This is a genomic window from Nocardioides sp. FY1077 (genome assembly GCF_058681775.1).
Genome location: NZ_JBZWDB010000001.1, coordinates 287606 through 311925, shown reverse-complemented (window position 1 = coordinate 311925; position 24320 = coordinate 287606). Strand labels below are relative to the sequence as shown.

The following is a 24320-nucleotide window of genomic DNA, read 5'->3' as shown; positions in this document are numbered from 1 at the left end:
ACCGTGCGGGAGCCCTGCCCGACCCCACGTCGACGTCCGCCGGGAGAGCTGGAGGAACGATGGCCACCCACCTCACGGTGACCGGCACCGAGATGGTCACCCCTGCCCTGCGCCGGGTGTGGTTCCACAGCGACGACCTCTCGGCGTTCGCCGGCAGCACCCACACCGACCGCTACGTCAAGCTCGCCTTCCCCCGGCCCGACGTCGAAGCGCCGGTCGTGCGCACCTACACCGCTCTGGCACCCGACGTGGACGCCGGCACCCTCGCCATCGACTTCGTCGTGCACGGCGACGAGGGCGTGGCCGGGCCCTGGGCGGCCCGGGCGCAGGTCGGCGACCGCCTCGTGGCCAACGGGCCCGGCGGCGGCTACGCCCCCGACGCCACCGCCGACTGGCACCTCCTCGTCGGCGACGAGTCGGCGCTGCCCGCGGTGGGCGCCGCCCTGGCGGCGCTGGCCGCGCTGCCGGACGGGGCGGTGGTGCGGGTGGTGCTCGAGGTGGCCGCGCCCGGTCACGAGCCGGCGCTGGCGCTGCCCGCGGGCGGGGAGGTCGTCGTCGTCCACCGCTCCGGCGGCGCCACGCTGCTCGACGCGGTGCGCGGCCTCGACTGGCCCGCCGGCCGGGTGCACGCGTTCGTGCACGGCGAGGCCGCCACGGTCATGCGGCAGCTGCGCCCCCACCTGCTGCAGGAGCGCGGGCTGTCGCGCGAGCAGCTGTCGATCTCGGGCTACTGGCGCCAGGGCCGCTCCGAGGAGGCCTTCCGCGAGTGGAAGCGGCGCGAGGCCGCCGCGGCTGGCCCGGGCTGAGCCGACGCATCCTTGCGGGTGGTGGCGCCCGAGGTGTGTCAGCGCGAGGGTGAGCAGGAGGTCGGCGACCCCCGCCGTCCCGGAGGGAGCACCATGATCACCAGCATCGTCTCGCGTGTCCTCGGCCGTGCCGGCACCACCGGCACCACCGGCCGCCCCGCCACCCGCCCCGCCGGCGGCACCGTCGGCGGCACCCGTGGCCGCAGCACCGACGAGGCCATCGGCCGCGGCGTGCGCGGCCTCGCCGGTCGCCTCGGCCGCCGCCGCTGACCCACCCCGCCGCTGACCCTCGCGCTCGGGGCGCGGGGGTCGGGCGGCGGCGCTTGCGTCATCCGGATGGTGGGTGCGACTCCACGGTTCGTATGACGCACCGACTGCTCGCGCAGGTGTCACCCGCGTCCGGGGTCGGACGTCATCCGGATGGTGGGTGCGACTCCACGGTTCGTATGACGCACCGACCGCTCGCGCAGGCGCCATCCGCGTCCGGGGTCTGACGTCATACGGATCGTGGAGGCGACTCCACCCTTCGCATGACGCACACCCCCGAGCCCGGCGCCAGCAGCCCGCTGCGGTCAGGTGCCGCAGAAGGTGCGGTAGGCGCCGAAGTCGGGCGGGGCGGGAGCGGCGTACCGCTCCAGCCCCGGTCGCTCGTCGTACGGCGACGTGACCACCTCGAGCAGCTGCTGGAACGGCGCGAGGTCGCCGGCCGTGGCGGCGTCGAGGGCCTCCTCGACGAGTTGGTTTCGCGGCACGTAGACGGGGTTGACGCGGTCCATGGCGGCGGCGTCGGGGCCCAGCGCACGCCAGCGCGCGAGCCACGTGTCGAGGGCCGCGAGGTCGAGCACCAGCTCACGCAGCGGCTCGTCGTCGCCGCGGGCAGCGCCGCCCAGGGCTCGGAACGCCGTGGTGTGGTCGACGTGTCCTGACACGAGCAGCGCGAGCAGGTCCTCGGCGAGGGCGGTCACGTCGGCGTCGTCGACGTCGGTCGGGAGCCCGAGCTTGGCGCGCATGCCCGCCGCCCACGCGGCGGCGTAGCGCGGCCGGAAGGCGCCGAGCGACTCCATGGCCAGCGCCACGGCCTGCTCCTGGTCGTCGTGCAGCAGCGGCAGGACGGACTCGGCGAGCCGGGCGAGGTTCCACTCCGCGATCCAGGGCTGGTTGCCGTAGGTGTAGCGACCGCCCTCGTCGATGGAGCTGAACAGCGTCGCCGGGTCGTGGGCCTCCATGAAGGCGCAGGGGCCGTAGTCGATGGTCTCGCCCGAGATCGTCATGTTGTCGGTGTTCATCACGCCGTGCACGAAGCCCACCAGCATCCACTGCGCCACGAGGTCGGCCTGCGCCGCGACGACGGCGTCGAGCAGCGCGCGGTGGGGGTGGTCGGCACCGACGGCCTCGGGGTGGTGGCGCGCGATGGCGTGGTCGGCGAGGCGGCGCAGCAGCTCGACGTCGTCGGTGGCGCGGGCGAGCTGGAAGGTGCCGACCCGCAGGTGGCTGCTCGCGACCCGGGCCAGCACGGCCCCGGGCAGGGCGGTCTCGCGCTGCACCCGGCGCCCGGTGGCGGTGACGGCCAGCGAACGGGTGGTCGGGATGCCGAGGGCGTGCATCGCCTCGCTGATCACGTGCTCGCGCAGCATCGGGCCCACCGCGGCGCGCCCGTCGCCGCCGCGGGCGAACGGCGTACGCCCCGAGCCCTTGAGGTGCAGGTCGCGCAGCGCGCCCCGGGTGTCGACGAGGTCGCCGAGCAGCAGCGCGCGGCCGTCGCCGAGGCGGGGGTTGAACCCTCCGAACTGGTGCCCGGCGTAGGCCTGCGCCACCGGCGTCGCGCCCGGCGGCACGTGGGCACCGACGAGCAGCGCGACGCCGTCCGGTCCGCGCAGCGACGCCGGGTCGAGGCCCAGGTCGCGCGCCAGTGGCTCGTTCAGCACCAGCAGTCGCGGCTCGGGAGCCTCTTCGGCCTGCCACGGCAGCGCCAGCTCGGGCACGGCGTCGGCGAACCGGTGGCCCAGGGAGAGGGTCGAGGGGGTCGCGACGTCCATCTCTCGAGCCTACGTCGGGGGCGACTGCGGGCGGTTTCCCCGGCCGGCCGGGGAAACCGGAACTGGGTGGCTGAAATTTCGGCCACCCAGTGGCAGTTTCCGCCTCCATGTCGGCCGGCGCGCGGCGTCCGCTCACCCCTCGGGCGGGTGCTGCTGACGGGGGCGGCCGGGTAGACAGGGGTCATGCAGACACGAGAGATCGGCAACGACACCGTCGGCCGGGTGCAGGTGGGCGCGATCGGCCTGGGCCTGATGACCTTCGACCAGTCCGGGACGCAGCCGCGCGAGCAGCTCGCCGCCACCGTGCGGGCCGCCCTCGACGCCGGCGTCACCCTCCTCGACACCGCCGACGCCTACGGCCCGGGCGAGGAGCTGGGGGCGGACGCGCAGGGCGCGAACGAGCGGCTGGTCGCGAGCCTGCTCGACGAGCTGGGCGTGCGCGACCAGGTGCTGCTGGCCACCAAGGGCGGCCACGTGCGCACCGAGGGAGGCGGCTGGGCCGTGGACAGCTCGGCGGCCCACCTGCGCGCCGCCGTCGACGCGAGCCTCGAGCGGTTGGGGGTGGAGCAGGTCGCGCTGTGGCAGCACCACCGTCCCGACCCCGAGGTGCCCTACGAGGACGTCGTCGGCACGCTGCGGGAGATCGCCGACTCCGGCAAGGTCGCCCGGGTCGGCCTGTCCAACGCCGACCCCGCGCAGATCCGGCTCGCCCACGCGGCGCTGGGCGACGCGCTGGTGAGCGTGCAGAACCAGTTCTCCCCGGCCTTCCGCAGCAGCGCCCCGGAGATCGAGGTGTGCGAGGAGCTCGGCCTGGCGTTCCTGCCGTGGAGCCCGCTCGGCGGCCTCGGTGGTGCCAAGGAGCTCTCGGAGCGGCACCCCGCGTTCAAGCGGGTGGCCGAGAGCCGCGGGGTCAGCGCGCAGCAGGTGGCGCTGGCCTGGGAGCTGGCGCAGTCGCCGTGCGTCGTGCCGATCCCCGGCGCGAAGCGGCCCCAGTCGATCACCGACTCCGCCGCCGCGGCCGACCTGGAGCTCACCCCCGACGAGCTGGCCTCGCTCGACGCCGACTGACGAGGGCGCCCAGCCCGCCCGGGCCCGCCCGCCCCGGCGTCAGCCCAGGTCGACGACCTCCTCGACCAGCAGCGCGAGGTGCAGCGACAGCCGGGTCTCGGCGTCGTCGAGGTCGACGCCCAGCAGGTGCTGCGCCCGGGCGAGGCGGTGGTAGAACGCCGGGCGCGACACGTGCAGGCTCGCCGCCGCCCCGGCCTTGCCGCCCGGGTGGGTCACCAGCGCCCGCACCGCCGCCAGCAGGTCGTCACCGCGGGCGACGTCGGGCGCGCGCAGCGGGGCGAGCTCGCGGCGGGCGAACTCCACCAGCCGCTGGTCGCGCTGCAGCAGTGCCACCAGCCCCCGGACGTGGGTGTCCTCCACCCGGTGCACCTGCGCGTCGGGGGCCGGTGTGCCGCTGAGCGAGCCCAGCACGTGCTGGGCCTCTGCGAGCGTGCGGTCGACCTGTCCGAGGTCGCGCACCGAGCGACCCGCGCAGCTGCGCACGGCCGCCGTGCGCCGTACCTGTTCGTGCAGCACGGCGACCAGCGCGCGGTCGTCGTCGCCCGCACCGGTCGACACCAGCACCCGGACGTCGCGGTCGACCGCCGCCGCCAGCAGCGGCAGCCGCAGCCGCCGTCCCGCGGCCAGCACGGCCCCCAGCACGGCGTCGAGCCCGCCCGGCGCGCCGGGCCCGTCGTCGTCCGTCGGGCGCAGGCTCAGGCCGGTGAGCGTGCGCCCGGCCACCGGCAGCCCGGCGAGCTCGCACCGGCGCGGCAGGTCGAGCGCGGTCGGGTCGGCCAGCAGGCCCAGCAGCAGCGCGAGGTGGCTGCGGCGCACGGCGCTGTCGCGGTCGCGGGCGTGGCGCCGGGTGAGCGCGAGGGTGGCCGCGGCCCGCTCGAGCAGGGCGGTGTGCCGCGGCGACGGGGCGGTGTCCTGGTGGAGCACGAGCCGGCCGGTGCGCTGGCCGGGGCGGCCCACCGGCGTCACCAGCGCCTCCTGGGCGGCGTCCCAGCCGGTGGCGCCGGGGGCGGCCACCTCGATGCGCCGGGAGCGGCGGGCCCAGTCGGCCATCCAGGTGGCGCCGTCGCCCGACCCGCCCACGGTGTCGTCGAGGGTGTCGTCGAGCACGTGGTCGAGCACGCGGTGGTCGTCGTCCTCCAGCACCACGGTGCGCCCCGAGAGCCGGTGGACGGCGCGCAGCACCTGCTCGGCGCCGGCGTCGGCGGCCGTGAGCTCGGTGAACACCTCGTGCAGGTGCTCCACGGCGCGCAGCTCGCCCAGGCGGGCGTCGACGATGCGCTCGGCCAGCACCTGCGTGAGCGCCGCGAACGGCAGCTCGTGGCGCAGCGTCACCAGCGGCAGGCCGTGGGTGCGGCAGCCCTCGACCAGCGCCGGCGGCACCTCCCCGGTCCAGCGCCGGCCCAGCTCGACCAGGAGCCCCGCGGCGCCCGCGCCGGCCAGGCTGGCGGCGTACGCCGTGAGGCCGTCGGGGTCGCCCGGCAGCGCGATGCCGGTGGTCAGCACCAGCTCGCCACCGCGCAGCAGCGGCGCGATGTCGGACAGCTCGGCGGGGTGCACCCAGTGCACCGGGCGGTCGAGGGCGTCGTCCCCGGCCAGCACGGTCGCGCGCGCCGTGCGGACCATCGGCAGCGCCAGCACCTGGGCCAGCGTGGGCAGGTCGCCCGGCTCGTCCCTCAGGCTGTCACTGTGTAATGCCTGGGCCGGTGGGAGAGACATGGTGCTCACCCTAGGCGGACGGCGCGCCCGCGACGATGGACGGACGCCCAGCCGCACCCCGAGGAGAGCCCGTGTCGACGCAGACCCCCGACCCCGTCAGCCACTGGGTGGACGGCGCCCCCTGGGCCGGTGCGTCCGGCCGCACGGCCGACGTCACCAACCCCGCCACCGGCGCCACCTCGGGCCGGGTGGTGCTCGCCGACGAGGCCGACGCGCGCCACGTGGTCGCCCGGGCCGCGGCCGCGGCGCCCGCCTGGGCCGCCACGTCGGTGGCGCGGCGCACCCAGGTGATGTTCGCCTTCCGCGAGCTGCTGCACGCCGGCAAGGACGAGCTGGCCGCGCTGATCACCGCCGAGCACGGCAAGGTGCACTCCGACGCGGTGGGCGAGGTGGTGCGCGGGCTCGAGGTCGTGGAGTTCGCCTGCGGCGTGGGCCACCTGCTCAAGGGCAGCCACTCCGAGAACGTCTCGACCGGTGTCGGCGTGCACTCGCGGCGCGAGCCGCTGGGCGTGGTCGGCGTGATCAGCCCGTTCAACTTCCCGGCGATGGTGCCGATGTGGTTCTTCCCCGTGGCGATCGCCGCCGGCAACGCGGTGGTGCTCAAGCCCAGCGAGAAGGACCCCTCGGCCTCGCTCTGGCTGGCCGAGCGGTGGCGCGAGGCGGGCCTGCCCGACGGCGTCTTGTCGGTGCTCCAGGGCGACAAGACGGCCGTCGACGTGCTGCTCGACAGCCCCGACGTCGCCGCGGTGAGCTTCGTGGGCTCGACCCCGGTGGCGGAGTACGTCTACGAGCGCGCCGCCCGCTCGGGCAAGCGCGTGCAGGCCCTGGGCGGGGCCAAGAACCACATGGTCGTGCTCGGTGACGCCGACCTCGACCTCGCCGCCGACGCCGCGGTCAGCGCCGGCTTCGGCAGCGCCGGCGAGCGGTGCATGGCCATCAGCGTGGTCGTGGCGGTCGGTGCGGTCGCCGACGACCTGGTGGCCCGGGTGGCCGAGCGCGCCCGCGGCATCGTCGTGGGCGACGGCGCCCGCGGCGAGGGGCCCGAGGTCGACATGGGCCCGCTGGTCACCCGCGCCCACCGCGACCGGGTCGCCGACCTGGTCGCCGGCGGCGAGCGCGACGGCGCCACGGTGGTCGTCGACGGTCGCGACGTGCAGCCGCGGGACGCCTCGAGCGGGTTCTTCCTCGGCCCCACCGTCCTCGACCACGTCACGCCCGACATGGAGGTCTACCGTGAGGAGGTCTTCGGGCCCGTGCTCAGCGTCGTGCGCGTGGCGACGTACGACGAGGCCGTGGCGCTGGTCAACGCCAACCCCTACGGCAACGGCACCGCGGTCTTCACCGACGACGGCGGCGCCGCCAAGCGCTTCGAGTCCGACGTGGAGGTGGGGATGATCGGGATCAACGTGCCGGTGCCCGTGCCGGTGGCCTACTACTCCTTCGGCGGGTGGGGCCGCTCGCTGTTCGGCGACACCCACGCCCACGGCACCGAGGGCGTCCACTTCTTCACCCGCGGCAAGGTGGTGACGTCGCGGTGGATCGACCCCGCGGCCCGCCCGGCCGGCGGCCTGCAGCTGGGGTTCCCCCGCCATGACTGACCTCACCGATGCACCCGCCGTGCCGTCGATCGACCCCGACCCCGCGCGTGCGCACGCCCTCGACCGCGCCCACGTCTTCCACTCCTGGTCGGCGCAGGACCTGGTCGACCCGATGGTCGTCACCCGCGCCGAGGGCTCCTGGGTCTGGGACGGCGCGGGACGCCGGCTGCTCGACGCCAGCTCGCAGCTGGTGTTCACCAACCTCGGCCACCAGCACCCCCGCGTGGTCGCCGCGATCCAGGAGCAGGCCGCGACCCTGTGCACGGTGGCGCCGTCGCACGCGAACGCGGCGCGCTCCGAGGCCGCCCGGCTGATCGCCTCGCACACCCCCGGCGACCTCGACCGGGTGTTCTTCACCAACGGTGGGGCCGACGCCAACGAGCACGCCGTGCGGATGGCGCGGCTGCACACCGGTCGGCAGAAGGTGCTCAGCACCTACCGCAGCTACCACGGCGGCACCCAGCTGGCGGTCAACATGACCGGCGACCCGCGCCGCTGGGCCAACGACACCGCCTCGACCGGCACCGTGCACTTCTTCGGCCCGTTCCTCTACCGCAGCGCCTTCCACGCCACGACGGAGGCGGAGGAGTGCGAGCGCGCGCTGGCCCACCTCGAGCAGGTCGTGGCGATGGAGGGACCGCAGACCGTCGCCGCGATCGTGCTGGAGACGGTGCCGGGCACCGCCGGCATCATGGTGCCGCCGCCGGGCTACCTGCGCGGTGTGCGCGAGCTCTGCGACCGTCACGGCATCCTCTACGTCGCCGACGAGGTGATGACCGGCTTCGGTCGCACCGGGCGCTGGTTCGCCGTCGACGACCACGACGTCGTCCCCGACCTGCTCACCTTCGCCAAGGGCGTCAACTCCGGCTACGTGCCGCTCGGCGGGGTGGCCATCTCGCCGGCCGTCGCCGCCACCTTCGCCACCCGCGCCTACCCCGGCGGGCTCACCTACTCCGGCCACCCGCTGGCCTGCGCGGCCGCGGTGGCCACCATCCGTGCGATGGAGGACGAGCAGGTCGTCGAGCACGCCGCCCGGCTCGGTCGCGACGTGCTCGGCCCGCGGCTGCGCGCCCTGGCCGAGCGCCACCCGTGGGTCGGCGAGGTGCGGGGCCTGGGGGCGTTCTGGGCCGTCGAGCTCGTCGCCGACCGGGAGACCCGCGCGCCGCTGGCGCCGTACGGCGGGAGCAGCCCGGAGATGGCGGCCGTGCTGGCCGCCTGCGCCGCGGAGGGGCTGCTGGTGCTCTCGAACTTCAACCGCGTGCACGTCGTGCCGCCGCTGACCACCAGCGACGACGACGCGGCGCTCGCCGTGGCCATGCTCGACCGTGCCCTGACCGCGGCGGCGCAGCGTGGCTGATCCCGCGGTCTCGGCCGCGTCGGGCCCGGCGCTGTCGCCGGGCGAGGCGCTGGCCGGCAGCGTGCTGCGCCCGCTGTGGCTCGACACCCCCGACCGGCCCGCGCCGCGCCCCCCGCTGGTGGGCGAGTTGCGCACCGACCTGCTCGTGGTGGGCGGCGGCTTCACCGGGCTGTGGGCCGCCGTGCGCGCCAAGGAGCGCGACCCGGGCCGCGACGTCGTGCTCGTGGAGGCCGACCGCGTCGCCGAGCACGCCACCGGCCGCAACGGCGGGTTCTGCGAGGCCAGCCTGACCCACGGCGAGGACAACGGCCGCAACCGCTGGCCCGACGAGTACGACGAGCTCGCCCGGCTCGGCCTGGCCAACCTCGACGCCATCGAGGAGACCGTGGCGCGCCACGGCATCGACTGCGGCTTCGAGCGGCGCGGCGCGCTCGCCGTGGCCACCCGCCTCCACGAGGTCGCGGCGCTGGAGCCCGACGTCGACGGGTTCCTCGACGCGAGCGCCGTACGACGCCTGGTCGACTCACCGACCTACCTCGCCGGCCGGCTCGAGCGCGACGAGTGCGCCACCCTCGACCCCGCGCGGCTCGCGTGGGGGCTGGCGCAGGTGGCCGAGCGGCTCGGCGTCCGCCTCGCCGAGGGCACCCGCGTGGAGGGCCTGCGCCGGGTGCGCGGCGGCAGCGTGGTCAGCACGTCGTCGGCCACGTCGTCGGCCGGGGAGCAGGCCACCGTGCACGCGCGCCAGGTGGTGCTGGCCACCAACGTGTTCCGCTCGCCGCTGGCCCGGCTGCGGCTGGCCACCGTGCCGGTCTACGACTACGTGCTGGCCACCGAGCCGCTCACCGACGCGCAGGTCGCCGCCATCGGGTGGACCGACCGCTTCGGCATCGCCGACAGCGGCAACCAGTTCCACTACTACCGGCTCACCCCCGACCAGCGGATCCTCTTCGGCGGCTACGACGCGATCTACCACTTCGGCCGCTCCATCGACCCCCGTCACGACGACCGCGCCGCCACCTTCACGACGCTGGCGGCCAACTTCGCGCGCACGTTCCCGCAGCTGGCCGACGTCCGGTTCACCCACCGCTGGGCCGGCGTCATCGACACCTCCACCCGGTTCTGCGCCTTCTACGGCGTCACCCGCGGACGCCGGGTCGCCTACGCCACCGGCTTCACCGGGCTCGGGGTCGGGGCGTCGCGGTTCGCCGCCGACGTGGTGCTCGACCTGCTGGCCGGCGCCGACACCGAGCGCACCCGCCTGCAGATGGTGCGCACCCGTCCGCTGCCGTTCCCGCCCGAGCCGCTGGCCTGGGTCGGCATCCAGCTCACGCGGTGGTCGCTGGCCCGCGCCGACGCCACCGGACGGCGCAACGCGTGGCTGCGCCTGCTCGACCGCCTCGGCCTCGGCTTCGACTCCTGAGCGGGGCGCGAGATGATCGGGGCATGAGCAGCAGCGCAGCAGCCGGGCCGGACCCGGTCGACGGGGCCGTCGACGGGGCGGTCGACGTCGTGGTGGTCGGCGCGGGTGCCACCGGGCTCTCGGCGGCCGACGCGCTCGTCGCCGCCGGGCTCGACGTGGTGGTGCTCGAGGCCCGCGACCGCGTGGGCGGTCGGCTGTGGAGCGACACCGTCGACGGCGTCGACCTCGAGCTGGGCGGGCAGTGGGTCTCGCCCGACCAGACCGCGCTCCTCGCGGTGCTCGAGCGCCTCGGGCTGGAGACCTACGAGCGTCACCGCGAGGGCGAGTCGGTCTACGTCGGGCGCGACGGCGAGACCCGGCGGTTCACCGGCGAGATCTTCCCCGTCGACGAGCGCACCCGCGAGGGCATGGAGCGGGTGATCGCCCGCCTCGACGAGCTGAGCGCGGCGATGGACCCCGACCGGCCCTGGGACCTCGACGGCGCCGCCGACCTCGACCGCGTGTCCTTCGACGCGTGGCTGCGGCTGCACGACCTCACCGCGGAGGCCCGCGACAACCTCGGCCTGTTCGTCGGCGCTGCGATGCTGACCAAGCCCACCCACGCGTTCTCCGCGCTGCAGGCCGTGCACATGGCCGCGAGCGCCGGCGGGTTCACCAACCTCGTCGACTCCGAGTTCATCCTCGACCGCCGGGTGGTGGGCGGCCTCCAGCAGGTGCCGCTGCGGCTCGCCGAGCGGCTCGGCGCGCGGGTGCGCACCGGCCACGACGCGACCGCCGTGACCTGGGGCGACGACAGCGTCGCGGTGACCACCGACCACGGCACGTGGACGGCCCGGCGGCTGCTGCTCGCCGTACCGCCGACCGCCGTCGGACGGGTGCGCTTCGACCCGCCGCTGCCGTTCGTGCAGCGCCACCTGCGCCAGCACCTGTCCTTCGGGCAGGTCATCAAGCTGCACGTCACCTACGACACCGCGTTCTGGCGCGAGGACGGGCTGTCCGGCACGGCGTTCAGCCCCTACGAGCCGGTGCACGAGGCCTACGACAACACCACCCACGGCGACCCGCGCGGCACCCTCGTCGGCTTCGTCTCCGACGAGACCGCCGACCGCCTCCTCGCACTGCCCGCCACCGAGCGGCGTGCGCAGGTGCTGGCGTCGCTGGCGCGCTACTTCGGCCCGCGCGCGCTCGCCCCGCTGTCGTACGCCGAGAGCGACTGGACGTCGGAGGACCTCGGCACCGGCGCCTACGGCGTCAGCTTCGACCTCGGCGGCCTCACCCGCTTCGGCCCCCACCTGCGCGAGCCCGTCGGGCCTGTCGAGATCGCCAGCAGCGACACCGCCGGCCTCGGCTTCCAGCACGTCGACGGTGCCCTGCGCATGGGCCTGGCTGCCGCCGACCGGATCGCCGCCGCCCTCGCTCGCTGACGCCTTCGCTCGCTGACGCCGAGGGTCTCGACTCACTTGGTCGCCGGCGCTCGTCGGCCTTCGACCAGCGAACGGCTTCCGGTCCGCTCCTCGGTCGGCCTTCCTCGTTGGTCGAGCAGCGAGCGCCAGCGAGCGTGTCGAGACCCCTGGCGTGCCGGCGTACGCGACGACGGGCGTCGGGCGCCGGTGTGGTGTGCTCGGGGCATGCGTGCGGTGATGGTCCACGAGCTCGGCCGGGTCCCGGAGCTGGCGGACGTGCCCGACCCTGACTGCCCCGACGACGGCGTGGTGGTGGCGGTGGAGGCCACCGGACTGTGCCGCAGCGACTGGCACGCGTGGGTGGGCCACGACGACAGCGTGCGGCTGCCGCACGTGCCGGGCCACGAGCTGGCCGGCACGGTGGTGGCGGTGGGTCCGCAGGTGCGCTCGTGGCGGGCCGGCGACCGGGTGACCACACCGTTCGTGCTGGCCTGCGGCGACTGCGCGACGTGCGCGCGCGGCGACGCGCAGGTGTGCGAGCGGCAGCTGCAGCCCGGCTTCACGCTGTGGGGCTCCTTCGCCGACCTGGTCGCGCTGCCGCGCGCGGAGGTCAACCTGGTGCGGGTGCCCGACGCCGTGGACGCCGACACCGCCGCCTCGCTGGGCTGCCGCGTCGCGACGGCCTACCGCGCGGTCGCCCGGGTGGCGCAGGTGCGGGCGGGGGAGACGGTGGCGGTGCACGGCTGCGGCGGCGTGGGGCTGGCGGCGGTGATGGTGGCGCGGGCGCTGGGTGCGGAGGTGGTGGCGGTCGACCCCGCGGCGCCGTCGCGCGCGTTGGCCCGGGAGCTGGGCGCCACGGCCGTCGCACCCGACGACGCGGCGGCGGCCGTGGCCGACCTGACCGCCGGCGGCGCCGACGTGTCGCTCGACGCCTACGGCTCGGCCGCGACGCTGGCGGCGTCGCTGCGCTGCCTGCGCCCGCGCGGTCGCCACGTGCAGGTCGGGCTGCTCGGTGGCGACGACGTGCGCCCGCGCGTGGACGTCGGCGACGTGGTCGCGCGCGAGCTGCAGCTGCTCGGCAGCCACGGCATGGCCGCCGCCGACTACCCCGCCCTGCTCGACCTGGTGGTCTCCGGTGCGCTGGCCCCGCAGCGGCTGCTGCGCGAGCGGATCGGTCTCGCCGACGCTGGTCCGCGCCTGGCTGCCCTCGGCGACCCCGGCGCCGGTGTCGGCGGGGTCACCGTGGTGCGGCCCGGGCTCGACCGGCCCTAGCGCTGCTCGCTCCGCGCCCGGGTGGCCGCCCCGCGGTGGTGCGTCATACGAACTGTGGCTGCGACTCCACGATCCGTATGACGTCCGGCCCTGCGACGGCGGTGGCTCGCGGCGTCAGGCCGGGGCGTCATACTGATCGCGCCTGCGACTCCACGGTTCGTATGACGTCCGGCCCTGCGACGGCGGTGGCTCGCGGCGCAGGCCGGGACGTCATACGGATCGTGGTTGCGACTCCACCATTCGTATGACGTCCGGCCCCGACCACCGCCGGCCCCACACCGGCCCAGGAGCCTCAGAGCCGCCGACCGGCCCACGACCACGCGTAGACGCCGTCGTCCACGGCGCGACCGGCCTCGCCGAGCTCGAGCGGGCGGAAGGTGTCGACCATGACGGCGGTCTCGTCGAAGGCCTCGGCGCCCAGGGAGGCCTCGATCGCGGCGGGCTGCGGGCCGTGGGCGTGCCCGCCGGGGTGCAGCGTGACGGAGCCGACGCCGATGCCGGAGCCCTTGCGCGCCTCGTAGTCGCCGGCGACGTAGAACATCACCTCGTCGGAGTCGACGTTCGAGTGGTAGTACGGCACCGGCACGGCCAGCGGGTGGTAGTCGACCTTGCGGGGCAGGAAGTTGCAGACCACGAAGCCGTGGCCCTCGAAGACCTGGTGCACGGGCGGCGGCTGGTGCACCTTGCCGGTGATCGGCATGTAGTCCTCCACGTTGAACGTGTAGGGGTAGAGGCAGCCGTCCCAGCCCACCACGTCGAACGGGTGGGTGGCGTGCACCAGGCGGGTGCCGACGACGCCGCCGGGGCCGGCGCCGCGGTGCTTGACCAGCACCTCCACGTCGTCGCCCTCCGCCTCGTGGACGGCGCTCGGCCCGTGCAGGTCGCGCTCGCAGTACGGCGCGTGCTCCAGCAGCTGCCCGTAGCGGGAGAGGTACCGCTTCGGCGGCGCCACGTGGCTGGTCGACTCGATCGCGTAGAGGCGGCTCGGCCCGGACGCCGGGTCGGGCACCCAGCGGTGCGTCGTGGCCCGCGGGACCACGACGTAGTCGCCGGGGCGGTAGGCCAGCACCCCGAACACGGTCTCCACCGTGCCCGCGCCGGCCTCCACGAACACGCACTCGTCGCCCAGCGCGTTGCGGTAGAGCGGCGAGGTGGCGGCAGCGGTGACGTACGAGAGGCGCACGTCGGCGTTGCCGAGCACGAGCCGGCGTCCCGTCACGGCGTCGACCTGCGAGACGTCGGCCGGCACCAGGTCGGGCAGGCGCAGGTGGCGCGGCGCGAGGGGGTGGTTGGGGGTGGTGGCCTGGTCGGGCAGGTCCCAGACCTCGCTGGCGACGATCGCGGACGGCACCCCGCGGTGGTAGAGCAGCGAGGAGTCGGAGGAGAAGCCCTCCTCGCCCATCAGCTCCTCGTGGAACAGGCGACCCTGCTCGTCGCGGTGCTGGGTGTGCCGCTGGCGCGGCACGCTCCCGACCTGTCGGTAGTACGCCACGCCGTCCGCCTCACTGCCCGGCGAGGACCTCGTCGTCCCCGCCCGCCCGATGCTGCTCGGCCGCCCCGGACCTGTCAACGCGTGCCTGAACGGGCGGGCCGGATGGCCCGGACGGGCCATGCCACCTGGTCAGGTCGGGCCATTTCGGGTCCGCACCCGCGACCCCGGCCCCGGTGCGTCGTTGGGCTCGACGCCGGGCGCCCCGCACGGCCTGATCGGAGACGCGTGATGCAGAGCAGGAACGGGTCGGTGCGGCTCGTGCCCGACCTCCGGGGCCGTCCCGCCACGACCGTCGTCGTCCGCGGCGAGGTCGACCTCGACCTCGGCCCCGCCCTCGCCGGGGCCGCCGCCGACCTCGCCCGCATCGCCGCCCCGGTCGTCCGGGTCGACCTCGGCGACGTCACCTTCCTCGACACCGGCGGCCTCACCTGGCTGCGCCGGGTGCTGCGGACCCTCGACGACACCGGTGCGGACGTGCAGGTCGTCACGCAGTCTCCCGCCGTACGACGCCTGCTGCAGCTCGTCGGCGAGCCGCTCCGGACCCCGCGGCGCTCGCCGGGCCTCGCTCCCGTCCGGGACGCTCGGCGCGGCCCCGGCTCGTTGGTCGACTAGGGCGCGGCGGTCACTCGTTCGTCGGTGGTCTCGACACACCTCGTCGCTGGCGCTCCTCGGCACTCGACCACCGAGGGCGCTTCCGCCGGTCGGGCACGGCACTCGACCACCGAGGGCGCTCATGACGGTCGAGCTCGGGCCACTCGGCGCGGGCCGGGGGTGGAGTCGTCCGGACATGGAGGAAGGCGCCGGGGTCTCGGGTCCCCGGCGCCTTCAACATGAACAGTACGGGTCCAGTGGTGGTCTGTCACCGGATCCGGGGTAAATCTCCCGATCGCGTCGTACGGCGCGTGGGTCAGGCTGCGGGGGCGAAGATCTCGAGGGCGATGCCGTCGGGGTCGCGGAACTCCAGGATCCAGCCCGCGCCGATGTCCTTGACGCCGCCGTGGGCCACGCCCAGGTCGTCGAGGACGCCGACGGCCGCCTCGATCGCGGCGCGGTCGGCGACGGCGAACGACACGTGGTCGAGGCCGGTGGAGTCCTCGTCGAACTGGTCGTCGGAGACCGGTCGCAGCCCGAGCAGGGAGTCGCCGAGCTGGTAGATCACGCCGCCGAAGAGGAACGACAGCTGCTCACGGGTGGCCTCGTCGGCGTCCGGCGGCAGCTCGAAGGCCACGGGCAGCGCGAACACGTCGTCGTAGAACTTCCGCGACCGCTCGATGTCGGTGACGGTGAGGCGGACGTGCGCGTAGGCGCTGGTCTGGATGGGCATGCCCCCACCGTCGCAGCGCGTCCGCGACCGCGGCTCACCCTTCGGCGCCCTGGCTACCGTCGACGACGACCCGTCCACCGGCGCTCGGGCCCGCCCTGCGCCCGACCCAGGAGTGTCGATGACCGCACGACCCGCCCGCCCGTCCCGCACCCGCCCGACGGCCCGCCGCGCGCCCCGCCTGCTCGGCGGCCTCGCCGCCGCCGCGCTCGCCGCGGGCGCCGTGCTCGCCGGCCCGACGGCCACCGCGGTGGTGGCGCCCACCGACGGCCCGTTCCCCCAGCGCGTCGCGCTGCCCGACGGGTTCCAGCCCGAGGGCATCACGATCGGCCGGGGGTACGCCGCGTTCTTCGGCTCGCGCGCCGACGGCGACATCTACCGCGCCAACCTGCGCGCCGGCACCGGTCGGGTCGTCAGCCAGGGCCCCGGCACGTCGTCGGTCGGCCTGAAGGTCGACGCGCGCAACCGGCTCTTCGTCGCCGGCGGCGACGCGGGCGACGCCCGCGTCGTGGGCGCCGGCTCGGGCGAGGTGCTGGCCACCTACCAGCTCGCCGACGGTCCGGCGTTCGTCAACGACGTCGTGCTCACCGACGACGCCGCGTGGTTCACCGACTCCGCCGACGCGCGCCTCTTCGGCCTGCCGCTCGGCCCCGACGGTGAGCTGCCCGCCGCCGAGGACGTCGTCGAGCTGCCGCTGGGCGGGGACTGGGTGCAGGGCGAGGGCTTCGGCGCCAACGGCATCACCACCACCCCCGACGGCTCCGCGCTGCTGGTGGTCAACTCCGGCACCGGTGACCTCTTCCGCGTCGACCCCGCGACGGGCGACGCGACCAGGGTGGGCCTGGGCGGCACCTCGCTGAGCAACGGCGACGGCATGCTGCGGCAGGGCCGGCGCCTCTACGTCGTGCAGAACGCGCAGAACCGGGTGACCGTGCTGCGCCTGCGCGCCGACGGCACCAGCGGTCGGCTGCTCTCCCGGGTGCGCTCGCCGCAGTTCGACGTGCCGACCACCGTCGCGCGCCTCGGCGACCGGCTGTACCTGCCCAACGCCCGGTTCAGCACGCCGCCCACCGCCGACACCGAGTACTGGGTCACCCGGGTGGCCGTGCCCCGCCTCGACTGACCCCGGCCGAGGGGGACGCGCTCGCCGGGCGGGCCGACCTGGGGCAGGCTGGGGTGGTGGACGACGACGACCCCCCGGCCGGCCCCGGATCGCCCGGAGCGCCCGGCGAGAGCGACACCGAGCGGCGGGCTCGGCTGGCCCGCGAGGAGCAGGTGCGCGCCGACGCCCGTCGCGCCCGGGAGCGCGCCGCGGAGCTGACGGCGACGATCGAGTTCGTCCGCGAGCTCGAGCTGGGCGACGAGCTCGACGACTGAGGCCGCCCCGCCCCCGCACAGGGACGAGAAGTCAGCCCGGCAGCACCACGATGCCGTCGTCGTCGCTGACCAACGTCGCGCCGGGGGTGAACACCACGCCGCCGACCTCGACGACGACGTCGCGCTCGCCCGCGCCGTCCTTCGCGCTCTTGCGCGGGTTGCTGCCCAGCGCCTTCACGCCGAGGTCGAGCCCGCGCAGCTCCGCGACGTCGCGCACGGCGCCGTTCACCACCACGCCCTCCCACCCGTGGCGCACCGCGGAGGCGGCGATCTGGTCGCCCATCAGCGCGGTGTGCAGCGAGCCGCCGCCGTCGACCACCAGGACCCGCCCGACGCCGGGCTCGGTGAGCGCGTCCTTCACCAGTGCGTTGTCGTGGTGGCAACGCACGGTGGACACGGTGCCGGCGAACGCCGGGCGCCCGCCGTACTGGCGCAGCTGCAGGTCGCACGACTGCAACGCCTCGCCGTGCTCGTCGACGAGGTCAGCGGTCGGGGTCACGGCGTGGTCGCGGGTCATGCCCCCATCACACCACCCCGCGCCCCCGTCGCACGGCGCTCAGCGCGCGACCAGCCCGCCGGCGCCCTTGTCCCAGACCAGCTCGGTGGAGCCCGCCGCGATGGCGTCGACGAGCGCGTCCACGACGGCGTCGCCGGCCAGCGGGTCGGGCAGGCGGGGCGGCCGGCCCGCGAGGGCACGGTCGGACAGGCCGGTGTCGAGGTGGGGCGGACGGGCGTCGAGCACGGTGAAGGCGCGGCGGTTCTCGCGGCGCAGCACGGTGAGCCAGGTGGCCAGCGCCGCCTTGGAGGCGGAGTACTCCGCCATCTGGTTGGTCGGCAGGTCGGCCAGGATCGCCGACAGCACCGCCACCGTCCCGCCGTCCTCGAAGCGCCCGGCCGCGGCGCGCACCAGCGCCATCGGGCCGAGCGTGTTGACCGCGAAGAGCTCCTCGGCCACCACCGGGTCGGTCGCGGTGGCGGGGCCGAAGGCGGCGACCCCGGTGGCGACGACGAGCAGGTCGAGCCCGCCCATGGCGTCGGCGGCGTCGGCGACGGTCGTACGGCAGGCCTCGACGTCGACCACGTCGAGGGTGAGGGGGGCGGTGCCGCACGCGGCCGCGACGGCGGCGAGCCGGTCGGGGTCGCGTCCGGTGACCGTCACGGTGGCGCCGCGCTCGGCCAGGCGGCGGGCGACCCCACCTCCGAGCACTCCTGTCGCGCCGACGACCAACGCCTTCGAACCGGCCAGCTCCACGGTGTGCTCCTCGCCTCCGCGGGCCCCCGGAACGGGGCCCTGCAGCGACGCTAGGCTGCGCACCGACGCCCCGCCCACGACTTCCACCCACAGGGGTGGGAGGTCTGGCAGGGGCGCTGGCTACGTTTGAGGACGACCCCGGAACGACGTGGGCCCCTTGCGGGCTGCCCCCGTTCCGCCCCCCGACTGGAAGGACTGCTGATGCTGCTCCCCAAGTCCCGAGGAACGCTGAGCGAGGCGGTCTTCCCCCTGCTCACCGGAGGCCTCGACCTGGCCGGGGCCGGCGCCGACGTGCTGCAGGGCCTCGGTGTCGACGACGCCGACGGTCCCGACGACGCCGCGATCACGCTGTGGGCGCTGCACGAGCTGCACTACCGCGGCTTCGACGACGTCGACGACGCCGCCGAGTGGCACCCCGCGGTGCACCGCCTGCGCTGGGAGCTCGAGGCCGACCTCGAGCGCCGCCTGCGTGCCCGCCACCCCGACCTCGCGCCCCGCCCCGAGGACCGCACCGCCGAGGGCATCTCCGAGCGGCTCTTCGCGATGGTCGAGGACGACGACGGCCCGTCGATGGCCCGCCACGTGCAGGACCTCGCCACCCGCGAGCAGGTCGAGGAGCTGCTGCGGCAGCGCTCGGTCTACCACCTCAAGGAGGCCGACCCCACGTCGTGGGTCGTGCCGCGCCTCGACGCCACGGTCAAGGCCGCGCTGATGGAGGTCCAGTTCGACGAGTACGGCAACGGCGACCCCGTGCGGCTGCACCACCACCTCTTCGCCGAGGGGATGGCGGCCTCCGGGCTGCGTCCCGACTACGGCGCGTACGTCGACGAGGCGTCGGCCGCCGTGCTGGAGCAGAACAACGCGCTGTCGCTGTTCGGGATGCACCGCCGCCTGCGCGGCGCCGCGCTCGGCCACCTCGCCGCCGTGGAGGCCAGCAGCTCGGTGCCGTCGCGCCGGATGGCCCGCGGCCTGGCCCGCCTCGACTTCCCTGAGGTGATGGTGGGCTACTACACGGAGCACGTCGAGGCCGACGCCGTGCACGAGCAGCTCGCGGTGCGCGCCATCTGCGGCGCGCTCGTGGAGCGCGAGCCCGAGCTGGCCGCCGACGTGCTGCTCGGCGCGGCGGTGTGCATGGACCTCGAGGCCCGCACCGCCCACGACCTGCTCGACCGCTGGGGCGCCTCCGCGTGAGCGCCGCCGCGGCCCGCCGCCCGGGCGGCCGTCCGCCGCTGCGCGTCACCCGCGGGCCCGACGGTCCTGTGGTCGACGGGGTGCCGGTCGCCGGCCTGGCGCCGAGCGGCCCGGCTCCTGCGGAGCCGTCGTCCGACGGGTGGCTCGACGTCGCCCGCCCCGAGGTGGTGGTCTGCCCCGGCGGGCCGCTGCTCGTGCGCGGTGAGGCGCTGGTCGACGACGACCAGGGCGTCGCGCACCCCACCCGCCGCCCGGTCTCCGCGATCTGCCGCTGCGCCAAGACCGCCACCAGCCCGTGGTGCGACGGCACCCACAAGGCGCTGCCCGAGCGCCTGCGCCCGCAGCCCTGACCGACGATCGACGGTGCGTGCCCGTGATCGCCTGCCCGGCCGCCGGCGTCCTGGCACCATGAGCGCGTGACGGTCGACGTGCAAGACCAAGTTGGTGCCCACTCCTGCCGCAGTCCGGTGCTCTGGCGCGCCCTGCTCGCGCTGGTCGTCGCGTCGACTCTCATCTTGGCGCCGGTGTCTGCGTCGCGTGCCGGGGCTGCCACCACCGAGATCATCCGACACGAATGGAGCGGCGCCTCCTGGGTGGCGTTGGTGGGCGAACGCGGGCACCACGAAACTCTGGGGATGGCGCGCCTCTACCACAGCCCTGAGGCAGGCATCACGGTGCGAGGTTCGGTGGATGGCGGATTCGTCATCGAGCTCGTCCGCCCCGGATCCATCAGCGGGCCCGAGCTGCGCTTCACGGCAGCGCAGGGGGAATCGATCACCGAGGGGACCTATCAAGCGACGTCGAACACCGGCTCCGGCGAGGCCTCGGTCGCCATGTCGCCGGGGGGCGGCTGTTCGACACCGGGATACTTCACCGTGCACGACATCGAGCCCGACCTGAGCCGCATCTGGATCACCTTCGAGGTGCGGTGCGGCGACGGAGCCGTGGCCACTGGCGAGGTGCACCTCGGCCAGGCGCCGGCCGACGGTTTCCAGGTCGCTCCCACACAGGTGCAGTGGCCGGAGGAGCCGGTGGGCCAGCGGGGGCGGGTCATCCCGGTGGCCATCATGAACACGGGGACCCGGGACATGACCGTGCGCGACGTGGTCGTGGAGGCCGGCGACGCGGGAGCGGCTCCGTTCGAGGTCGTGCACTCCTCGTGTGAGGAGGTGGAGGTAGGCGGGTACTGCCACGTGTGGGTGCAGTTCGTCCCGCGAGCCGCCGACCCCGTAGGGGCCCGGCTGCTGGTGACCACGGATCAGGGCACGCGGGCGGTGCCGCTGCGCGGCTCCACGACAACGCCGGCGCGCTCTCACAGCCAGGGCCCGCCGTCGTCCGCCCAAGCCGAGGCCCACCTGCGACCGAGGGGTGTGCCTGGTGCGGCCGTGACGCAGTCGTCGGACGGGGAGCCCGTCGACCCCGAGGGGATCAGCGGATGGCGCCATGTCGGAGGGCCGGAGTCCATGGCGCGCGAGGCTCCGCGACGTTCGTTCGGTGCGGCTGGCTTCCAGAGGGCGGTCGTCTCCGACCACGCGCTGTCGGTGACCTTCGACCGCTACCGCGACGACGCCCGAGCGGGCGCCACGTTGGTGCTGGGCGAGGACGACGTGCTCCTGCCGGGCACCACCACCCGGTTCACGCCCACCTCGCGCAAGCCCGGGTCCTTCATGCGTCTGGTGAACCAGGCGCTGTCCTGCGACACGGCGGACGGGAGCTCGACGGGCCGCTTCACCGTGCACGAGGCCCGGTACGGCCTCGACGGCTCGCTGCTCGGCACCTCGGTCGACTTCCGCTTCCGGTGCCACGACGACCTCGACGACATGAGGGGGGCCTTCGCCATCTCAGCGCTGGGGGGGCTTCCGGACACCCCTGACGCCATCGTCATCCCCACCACTGCCGACGTGCGGGTCCGACCGTCCACCGACCCGAGCACTCCCCAGCGGGTCGAGGTGAAGGGCGGGTTGCGCGTTCCGGAAGGGCGACGCCTGCCCGGCGGTGCCCTGGTCTACCTCGAGAGGCAGAGCCAGGGCTCGTGGCGTCGGTCGGTGACGCCCCGGTACATCGTCGGAGCCGACGGGCGGTTCAGCATGTCGACCAAGAGCTATGGCTACGACCGGATCCGCGTCGTGTGGGAGGGATCAGAGACCTACCCGGCTGCGACCTCGCGCGGCGCCCGTTTCGAGCAGCGCGGGTAGCGGACCGGCGAACGGCCAGGGGTTGGCGATGGCCCGGCAGGCCGCGGGCTCAGGCCAGGTCGAGGCGCAGCAGCGCACCGCGGCCGACGACCCGCCGCTCCACCGCGGTCAGCCCGTGGCGCGTGCCCTGGGCGGCCTCGACGGCGTCGCACTGCGCGGCGTCGGCGAGCTGCAGCACCACCGAGCCACCCGGCAGCAGGTGCTTCTCGGCCACCTCTAGGCAGGTCCACGCCAGGTCGAGGCCGTCGTCGCCGCCGTCGATGGCGACCAGCGGGTCGGCGGGGAAGCGTCCGGTCTGCGCCGAGGGCAGGTACGGCGGGTCGGCCACCACCAGCACGAAGCGCTCGTCGTCGGCCAGCACGCCGCGCAGGTCGCCCTCACGGACGTCGACCAGCCCGGCGTCACGCCCGTCGAGGGCGTTGGCCTCGGCGTTGCGCCGCGCCAGCTCGCAGGCCACCGGGTTGGCGTCGACGCAGACCAGGCGGCGGTCGGTGCCGACCACGGCGGCCAGGCCGATGTGCCCGGCCCCGGCGCACAGCTCGAGCACCGGACCCGCCGGGGCGTCGGCGAGCAGCTCGGCGGCCCACGCCGACTGGGCCAGCGTCCAGGGGCGCGGCTCGAGGACCCGCTCGTCGTAGGTGATGGTCAGGGGGCCGAAGGCCACGGTGGTCTCGGTCATCGGTTCCTCCGGGGGATGCGATCGTGGGCGAGAGCGGCGCGGGCGGCGTTGCTGCCGGGGGCACCGTGGACGCCGCCGCCGGGGTGGGCCGCCGCGGAGCCGAGGTAGAGCCCGCGGATGCCGGTCTCGGCGCGGCCCCACATGCCGGGCACGGGCCGGAACACCAGCATCTGGTGCAGCTGCGACGTACCGCCGCCGACGGCGCCGCCGACGAGGTTGGCGTCCCGGCTCTCGAGCTCGCGCGGCCCGAGCACGCGGCGGGCACGCACCCGGGACCCGAAGCCGGGGGCCAGGCCCTCGAAGCGGTCCTGCATGCGGTCGGCGAAGCGCTCGAGGTCGTCGGCGCCCCAGGTGCCCTGCACGCCACCGTCGCCGGCGTCGCCGTGCACCACCTGCGGGACGTGGGTGTAGGCCCACACCGACTCGGTGCCGGCCGGTGAGCGGGTGGGGTCGGTGGTGGTCATCTGCCCCGCCAGCATGAAGGGGTGGGACGGCACGAACCCCGAGGCCACCTGGGCGGTGGCCTCGGCCATCTGCGCCCGCGAGTCGGCGAGGTGGAGGGTGCCGGGGGCGTGCTCGGGCTCGCTGGCCCACGGGATCGGCCCGTCGAGGGCCCAGTCGACCTTGAACGTCGCGGGGTCCATCTCGAAGGTGCGCAGCCCGCGGGCGATGCGGTCGGGCACGTCGGTGGGGTCGAGCAGCCGACGGAACAGCGCGTCGACCGAGGTGTCGGCCACCACCGCCTTGCGCGCCGCGACCCGCTCGCCGTCGGCGGTGCGGACGCCGGTGACGCGACCGCGGTCGACGTCGATGCCGACCACCTCGGCGTCGCAGCGCACCTCGCCGCCCAGGCTCTCGAGGCGGCGCGCCATGGCCGCCGACAGCCGGCCCGAGCCGCCCACCGGCGCGGGGAACCCGACGCTCTGGCCCATCATCGTGAGCAGCAGGCCGAGGAAGCCGGAGCCGGCGGCGTCGAGGGGGATGTCGGCGTGCCCGGCGTTGCCGGCCACCAGGGTGCGCATGGAGTCGCCCTCGAGGCGGCCGTCGAGCGCGGTCAGCGCCGGGGAGAGCAGCAGCCGCACGAAGTCGAGCCCACCCACCTGGCGCAGCCGGCGCAGCACGGCGGTGCCGCCGCGCACGGGCGGGAACGGCGTGAGCAGGGTGTCGACGAGCGCCGGGCCGATGGTGTCCCAGTCGGCGCACAGCCGCAGCCAGGCCTCACCGTCGCCGGCGTGCGCCCGCTCGGCGAGGTCGGCGGTGACCTGGCGGTCGCGGTGGAGCAGCGCCCAGCGACCGTCGGGGAACGGGTGTCCCTGCACCGCGGGCGGATGGGCCCAGCTGAGGCCGTGGTCCTCCAGGCGCATGGCCCGGATCACCGGCGAGGCCAGGGCGAAGGGGTAGAAGGCGCTGAAGGTGTCGTGGACGAAGCCCTCGGCGACGTCGTCACTGCTGCGCACCGCACCGCCGAGGTGGGGCTGCGCCTCCAGCACCAGCACCGACCAGCCGGCGTCGGCGAGCAGGTTGGCCGCCACCAGCCCGTTGGGACCGCTGCCGATGACGACGACGTCGGGGGAGTCGGGACCGTGGCCGGGGCCGTTGTGGTGGCCGCGCGTGCGCACCGCCCGGTGGGTGCTCACCGGCGCTCGCACACGAACGCCAGGCGCCGCAGGGTCTCGGTGTTGCGCCACGTGATCGACACGTCGCGCACGGGCTTCGGCACCAGCCGGGCCGGGCCGCGGTCGACGTCCTCCTCGAGCACCACCTCGGTGCCGGCGCCGGAGGCCTCCAGGTGGAACGTGACGCGGGCCCGGCCGTAGGGGCGGCCGTAGGCCAGCAGGGTCAGCGCCTTGCCGGGTCGGCACTCGACGACCTCGGTGCTGTCGTCGAGGAGCACCGGCCACGACCCCACGGAGTGGTGCAGCTGCGCGCCGGCCTCGGGCCACGACTCGTCGACGTCGCGCATGCGGGACGCGCCGACCACGAAGAGCGGGTAGAGCCAGCCGTCGGACAGCACCTCCCAGACCTTGTCGGGGGTGGCGTCGAGGTGTCGCAGGGTGCGGCTCATGCCCCCAGCCTTCCGGGTCGCACCCCGCGGGGGCTTCACCCGCGCGGGTCAGGCGGGTCGTCCCGGGCTGCG

The 24320-nt window shown here is 75.5% G+C and carries 23 protein-coding genes; 14 read left to right on the top strand and 9 right to left on the bottom strand.

Features of this window, described 5'->3' with window-relative positions:
• Positions 1-59: 59 nt before the first annotated feature.
• Positions 60-806 (top strand): siderophore-interacting protein, encoded by a 747-nt coding sequence (locus tag AC4OR8_RS01485; protein ID WP_492163796.1) that lies wholly within the window; start codon positions 60-62, stop codon positions 804-806.
• A 93-nt stretch (positions 807-899) separates the two neighbouring features.
• Positions 900-1076, top strand: a complete 177-nt coding sequence (locus tag AC4OR8_RS01480) for a hypothetical protein (protein WP_492163795.1) — start codon at positions 900-902, stop codon at positions 1074-1076.
• Between the two features lie 302 nt (positions 1077-1378).
• Here the strand turns inward: AC4OR8_RS01480 and AC4OR8_RS01475 are convergent, their stop codons facing one another.
• Positions 1379-2842: a protein adenylyltransferase SelO gene (locus AC4OR8_RS01475; protein WP_492163794.1), complete on the bottom strand. Its 1464-nt coding sequence runs from the start codon at positions 2840-2842 to the stop codon at positions 1379-1381.
• A 183-nt stretch (positions 2843-3025) separates the two neighbouring features.
• Here AC4OR8_RS01475 and AC4OR8_RS01470 point away from each other — a divergent pair, with 183 nt between their 5' ends.
• Positions 3026-3910 (top strand): aldo/keto reductase, encoded by an 885-nt coding sequence (locus AC4OR8_RS01470; protein ID WP_492163793.1) that lies wholly within the window; start codon positions 3026-3028, stop codon positions 3908-3910.
• Positions 3911-3949: 39 nt separating this feature from the next.
• Here the strand turns inward: AC4OR8_RS01470 and AC4OR8_RS01465 are convergent, their stop codons facing one another.
• Positions 3950-5626, bottom strand: coding sequence for a PucR family transcriptional regulator ligand-binding domain-containing protein (locus AC4OR8_RS01465; RefSeq protein WP_492163792.1), 1677 nt, complete (start codon positions 5624-5626; stop codon positions 3950-3952).
• A 35-nt stretch (positions 5627-5661) separates the two neighbouring features.
• On the opposite strand from AC4OR8_RS01465, the gene AC4OR8_RS01460 reads away from it, so the two are divergent.
• The 5 genes from AC4OR8_RS01460 to AC4OR8_RS01440 all read left to right on the top strand — a co-directional run bounded on the left by AC4OR8_RS01460 (position 5662) and on the right by AC4OR8_RS01440 (position 12676).
• Positions 5662-7224, top strand: coding sequence for a CoA-acylating methylmalonate-semialdehyde dehydrogenase (locus AC4OR8_RS01460; RefSeq protein ID WP_492163791.1), 1563 nt, complete (start codon positions 5662-5664; stop codon positions 7222-7224).
• Positions 7217-8581 (top strand): aspartate aminotransferase family protein, encoded by a 1365-nt coding sequence (locus AC4OR8_RS01455; RefSeq protein ID WP_492163790.1) that lies wholly within the window; start codon positions 7217-7219, stop codon positions 8579-8581. Before AC4OR8_RS01460 ends, AC4OR8_RS01455 begins: the two co-directional genes overlap by 8 nt.
• Positions 8574-10001: an NAD(P)/FAD-dependent oxidoreductase gene (locus AC4OR8_RS01450; protein WP_492163789.1), complete on the top strand. Its 1428-nt coding sequence runs from the start codon at positions 8574-8576 to the stop codon at positions 9999-10001. Before AC4OR8_RS01455 ends, AC4OR8_RS01450 begins: the two co-directional genes overlap by 8 nt.
• Positions 10002-10024: 23 nt before the next feature.
• Positions 10025-11425 (top strand): flavin monoamine oxidase family protein, encoded by a 1401-nt coding sequence (locus AC4OR8_RS01445; protein ID WP_492163788.1) that lies wholly within the window; start codon positions 10025-10027, stop codon positions 11423-11425.
• Between the two features lie 255 nt (positions 11426-11680).
• Positions 11681-12676: a zinc-binding dehydrogenase gene (locus tag AC4OR8_RS01440; RefSeq protein WP_492163787.1), complete on the top strand. Its 996-nt coding sequence runs from the start codon at positions 11681-11683 to the stop codon at positions 12674-12676.
• A 292-nt stretch (positions 12677-12968) separates the two neighbouring features.
• Here the strand turns inward: AC4OR8_RS01440 and AC4OR8_RS01435 are convergent, their stop codons facing one another.
• Complete coding sequence (locus AC4OR8_RS01435; RefSeq protein ID WP_492163786.1) at positions 12969-14168, bottom strand: homogentisate 1,2-dioxygenase; 1200 nt, start codon at positions 14166-14168, stop codon at positions 12969-12971.
• 228 nt (positions 14169-14396) lie between these two features.
• Here AC4OR8_RS01435 and AC4OR8_RS01430 point away from each other — a divergent pair, with 228 nt between their 5' ends.
• Entirely contained in the window at positions 14397-14780 is a 384-nt protein-coding gene (locus AC4OR8_RS01430) for an STAS domain-containing protein (protein WP_492164459.1), read from the top strand.
• 295 nt (positions 14781-15075) lie between these two features.
• Here AC4OR8_RS01430 and AC4OR8_RS01425 read toward each other — a convergent pair whose 3' ends face one another.
• Positions 15076-15492 (bottom strand): VOC family protein, encoded by a 417-nt coding sequence (locus AC4OR8_RS01425; protein ID WP_492163785.1) that lies wholly within the window; start codon positions 15490-15492, stop codon positions 15076-15078.
• 118 nt (positions 15493-15610) lie between these two features.
• On the opposite strand from AC4OR8_RS01425, the gene AC4OR8_RS01420 reads away from it, so the two are divergent.
• Both AC4OR8_RS01420 and AC4OR8_RS01415 read left to right on the top strand, forming a co-directional pair.
• Positions 15611-16612 (top strand): SMP-30/gluconolactonase/LRE family protein, encoded by a 1002-nt coding sequence (locus AC4OR8_RS01420; protein WP_492163784.1) that lies wholly within the window; start codon positions 15611-15613, stop codon positions 16610-16612.
• A gap of 56 nt (positions 16613-16668) precedes the next feature.
• Positions 16669-16866 carry a hypothetical protein gene (locus AC4OR8_RS01415; protein WP_492163783.1) on the top strand — a complete coding sequence of 66 codons (198 nt, stop codon included), beginning with the start codon at positions 16669-16671 and terminating at the stop codon, positions 16864-16866.
• Positions 16867-16897: 31 nt separating this feature from the next.
• Here the strand turns inward: AC4OR8_RS01415 and rraA are convergent, their stop codons facing one another.
• Both rraA and AC4OR8_RS01405 read right to left on the bottom strand, forming a co-directional pair.
• Entirely contained in the window at positions 16898-17383 is a 486-nt protein-coding gene (rraA, locus tag AC4OR8_RS01410) for a ribonuclease E activity regulator RraA (protein ID WP_492163782.1), read from the bottom strand.
• Positions 17384-17422: 39 nt separating this feature from the next.
• Positions 17423-18118, bottom strand: coding sequence for an SDR family NAD(P)-dependent oxidoreductase (locus AC4OR8_RS01405; protein WP_492163781.1), 696 nt, complete (start codon positions 18116-18118; stop codon positions 17423-17425).
• 201 nt (positions 18119-18319) lie between these two features.
• On the opposite strand from AC4OR8_RS01405, the gene AC4OR8_RS01400 reads away from it, so the two are divergent.
• From AC4OR8_RS01400 to AC4OR8_RS01390, 3 genes are all read left to right on the top strand, one after another.
• Positions 18320-19309: an iron-containing redox enzyme family protein gene (locus AC4OR8_RS01400; RefSeq protein ID WP_492163780.1), complete on the top strand. Its 990-nt coding sequence runs from the start codon at positions 18320-18322 to the stop codon at positions 19307-19309.
• The gene (locus tag AC4OR8_RS01395; protein ID WP_492163779.1) at positions 19306-19659 is read left to right on the top strand and encodes a CDGSH iron-sulfur domain-containing protein; all 354 of its coding nucleotides are present in this window, start codon (positions 19306-19308) and stop codon (positions 19657-19659) included. Before AC4OR8_RS01400 ends, AC4OR8_RS01395 begins: the two co-directional genes overlap by 4 nt.
• A gap of 66 nt (positions 19660-19725) precedes the next feature.
• Entirely contained in the window at positions 19726-21504 is a 1779-nt protein-coding gene (locus AC4OR8_RS01390) for a hypothetical protein (RefSeq protein WP_492163778.1), read from the top strand.
• A gap of 49 nt (positions 21505-21553) precedes the next feature.
• Here the strand turns inward: AC4OR8_RS01390 and AC4OR8_RS01385 are convergent, their stop codons facing one another.
• Genes AC4OR8_RS01385 through AC4OR8_RS01375 form a run of 3 tightly spaced genes read right to left on the bottom strand, consistent with a single transcriptional unit; the run spans position 21554 to position 24248 of the window.
• Entirely contained in the window at positions 21554-22183 is a 630-nt protein-coding gene (locus tag AC4OR8_RS01385) for a methyltransferase (protein ID WP_492163777.1), read from the bottom strand.
• Entirely contained in the window at positions 22180-23820 is a 1641-nt protein-coding gene (locus tag AC4OR8_RS01380) for a phytoene desaturase family protein (protein ID WP_492163776.1), read from the bottom strand. Before AC4OR8_RS01380 ends, AC4OR8_RS01385 begins: the two co-directional genes overlap by 4 nt.
• A complete protein-coding gene (locus AC4OR8_RS01375) occupies positions 23817-24248 on the bottom strand; it encodes an SRPBCC family protein (protein WP_492163775.1) in 432 nt (143 codons plus the stop codon). The genes AC4OR8_RS01380 and AC4OR8_RS01375 overlap by 4 nt, the downstream gene beginning before the upstream one ends.
• Positions 24249-24320 lie beyond the last annotated feature (72 nt).

What these genes read in the sequence shown, in the direction of transcription:
- AC4OR8_RS01485 (WP_492163796.1), top strand. Translation starts at nt 60, where the DNA reads ATGGCCACCCACCTCACGGTGACCGGCACCGAGATGGTCACCCCTGCC.
- AC4OR8_RS01480 (WP_492163795.1), top strand. Translation starts at nt 900, where the DNA reads ATGATCACCAGCATCGTCTCGCGTGTCCTCGGCCGTGCCGGCACCACC.
- AC4OR8_RS01475 (WP_492163794.1), bottom strand. Translation starts at nt 2,842, where the DNA reads ATGGACGTCGCGACCCCCTCGACCCTCTCCCTGGGCCACCGGTTCGCC.
- AC4OR8_RS01470 (WP_492163793.1), top strand. Translation starts at nt 3,026, where the DNA reads ATGCAGACACGAGAGATCGGCAACGACACCGTCGGCCGGGTGCAGGTG.
- AC4OR8_RS01465 (WP_492163792.1), bottom strand. Translation starts at nt 5,626, where the DNA reads ATGTCTCTCCCACCGGCCCAGGCATTACACAGTGACAGCCTGAGGGAC.
- AC4OR8_RS01460 (WP_492163791.1), top strand. Translation starts at nt 5,662, where the DNA reads ATGGACGGACGCCCAGCCGCACCCCGAGGAGAGCCCGTGTCGACGCAG.
- AC4OR8_RS01455 (WP_492163790.1), top strand. Translation starts at nt 7,217, where the DNA reads ATGACTGACCTCACCGATGCACCCGCCGTGCCGTCGATCGACCCCGAC.
- AC4OR8_RS01445 (WP_492163788.1), top strand. Translation starts at nt 10,025, where the DNA reads ATGAGCAGCAGCGCAGCAGCCGGGCCGGACCCGGTCGACGGGGCCGTC.
- AC4OR8_RS01430 (WP_492164459.1), top strand. Translation starts at nt 14,397, where the DNA reads ATGCAGAGCAGGAACGGGTCGGTGCGGCTCGTGCCCGACCTCCGGGGC.
- AC4OR8_RS01425 (WP_492163785.1), bottom strand. Translation starts at nt 15,492, where the DNA reads ATGCCCATCCAGACCAGCGCCTACGCGCACGTCCGCCTCACCGTCACC.
- AC4OR8_RS01420 (WP_492163784.1), top strand. Translation starts at nt 15,611, where the DNA reads ATGACCGCACGACCCGCCCGCCCGTCCCGCACCCGCCCGACGGCCCGC.
- rraA (WP_492163782.1), bottom strand. Translation starts at nt 17,383, where the DNA reads ATGACCCGCGACCACGCCGTGACCCCGACCGCTGACCTCGTCGACGAG.
- AC4OR8_RS01400 (WP_492163780.1), top strand. Translation starts at nt 18,320, where the DNA reads ATGCTGCTCCCCAAGTCCCGAGGAACGCTGAGCGAGGCGGTCTTCCCC.
- AC4OR8_RS01385 (WP_492163777.1), bottom strand. Translation starts at nt 22,183, where the DNA reads ATGACCGAGACCACCGTGGCCTTCGGCCCCCTGACCATCACCTACGAC.
- AC4OR8_RS01375 (WP_492163775.1), bottom strand. Translation starts at nt 24,248, where the DNA reads ATGAGCCGCACCCTGCGACACCTCGACGCCACCCCCGACAAGGTCTGG.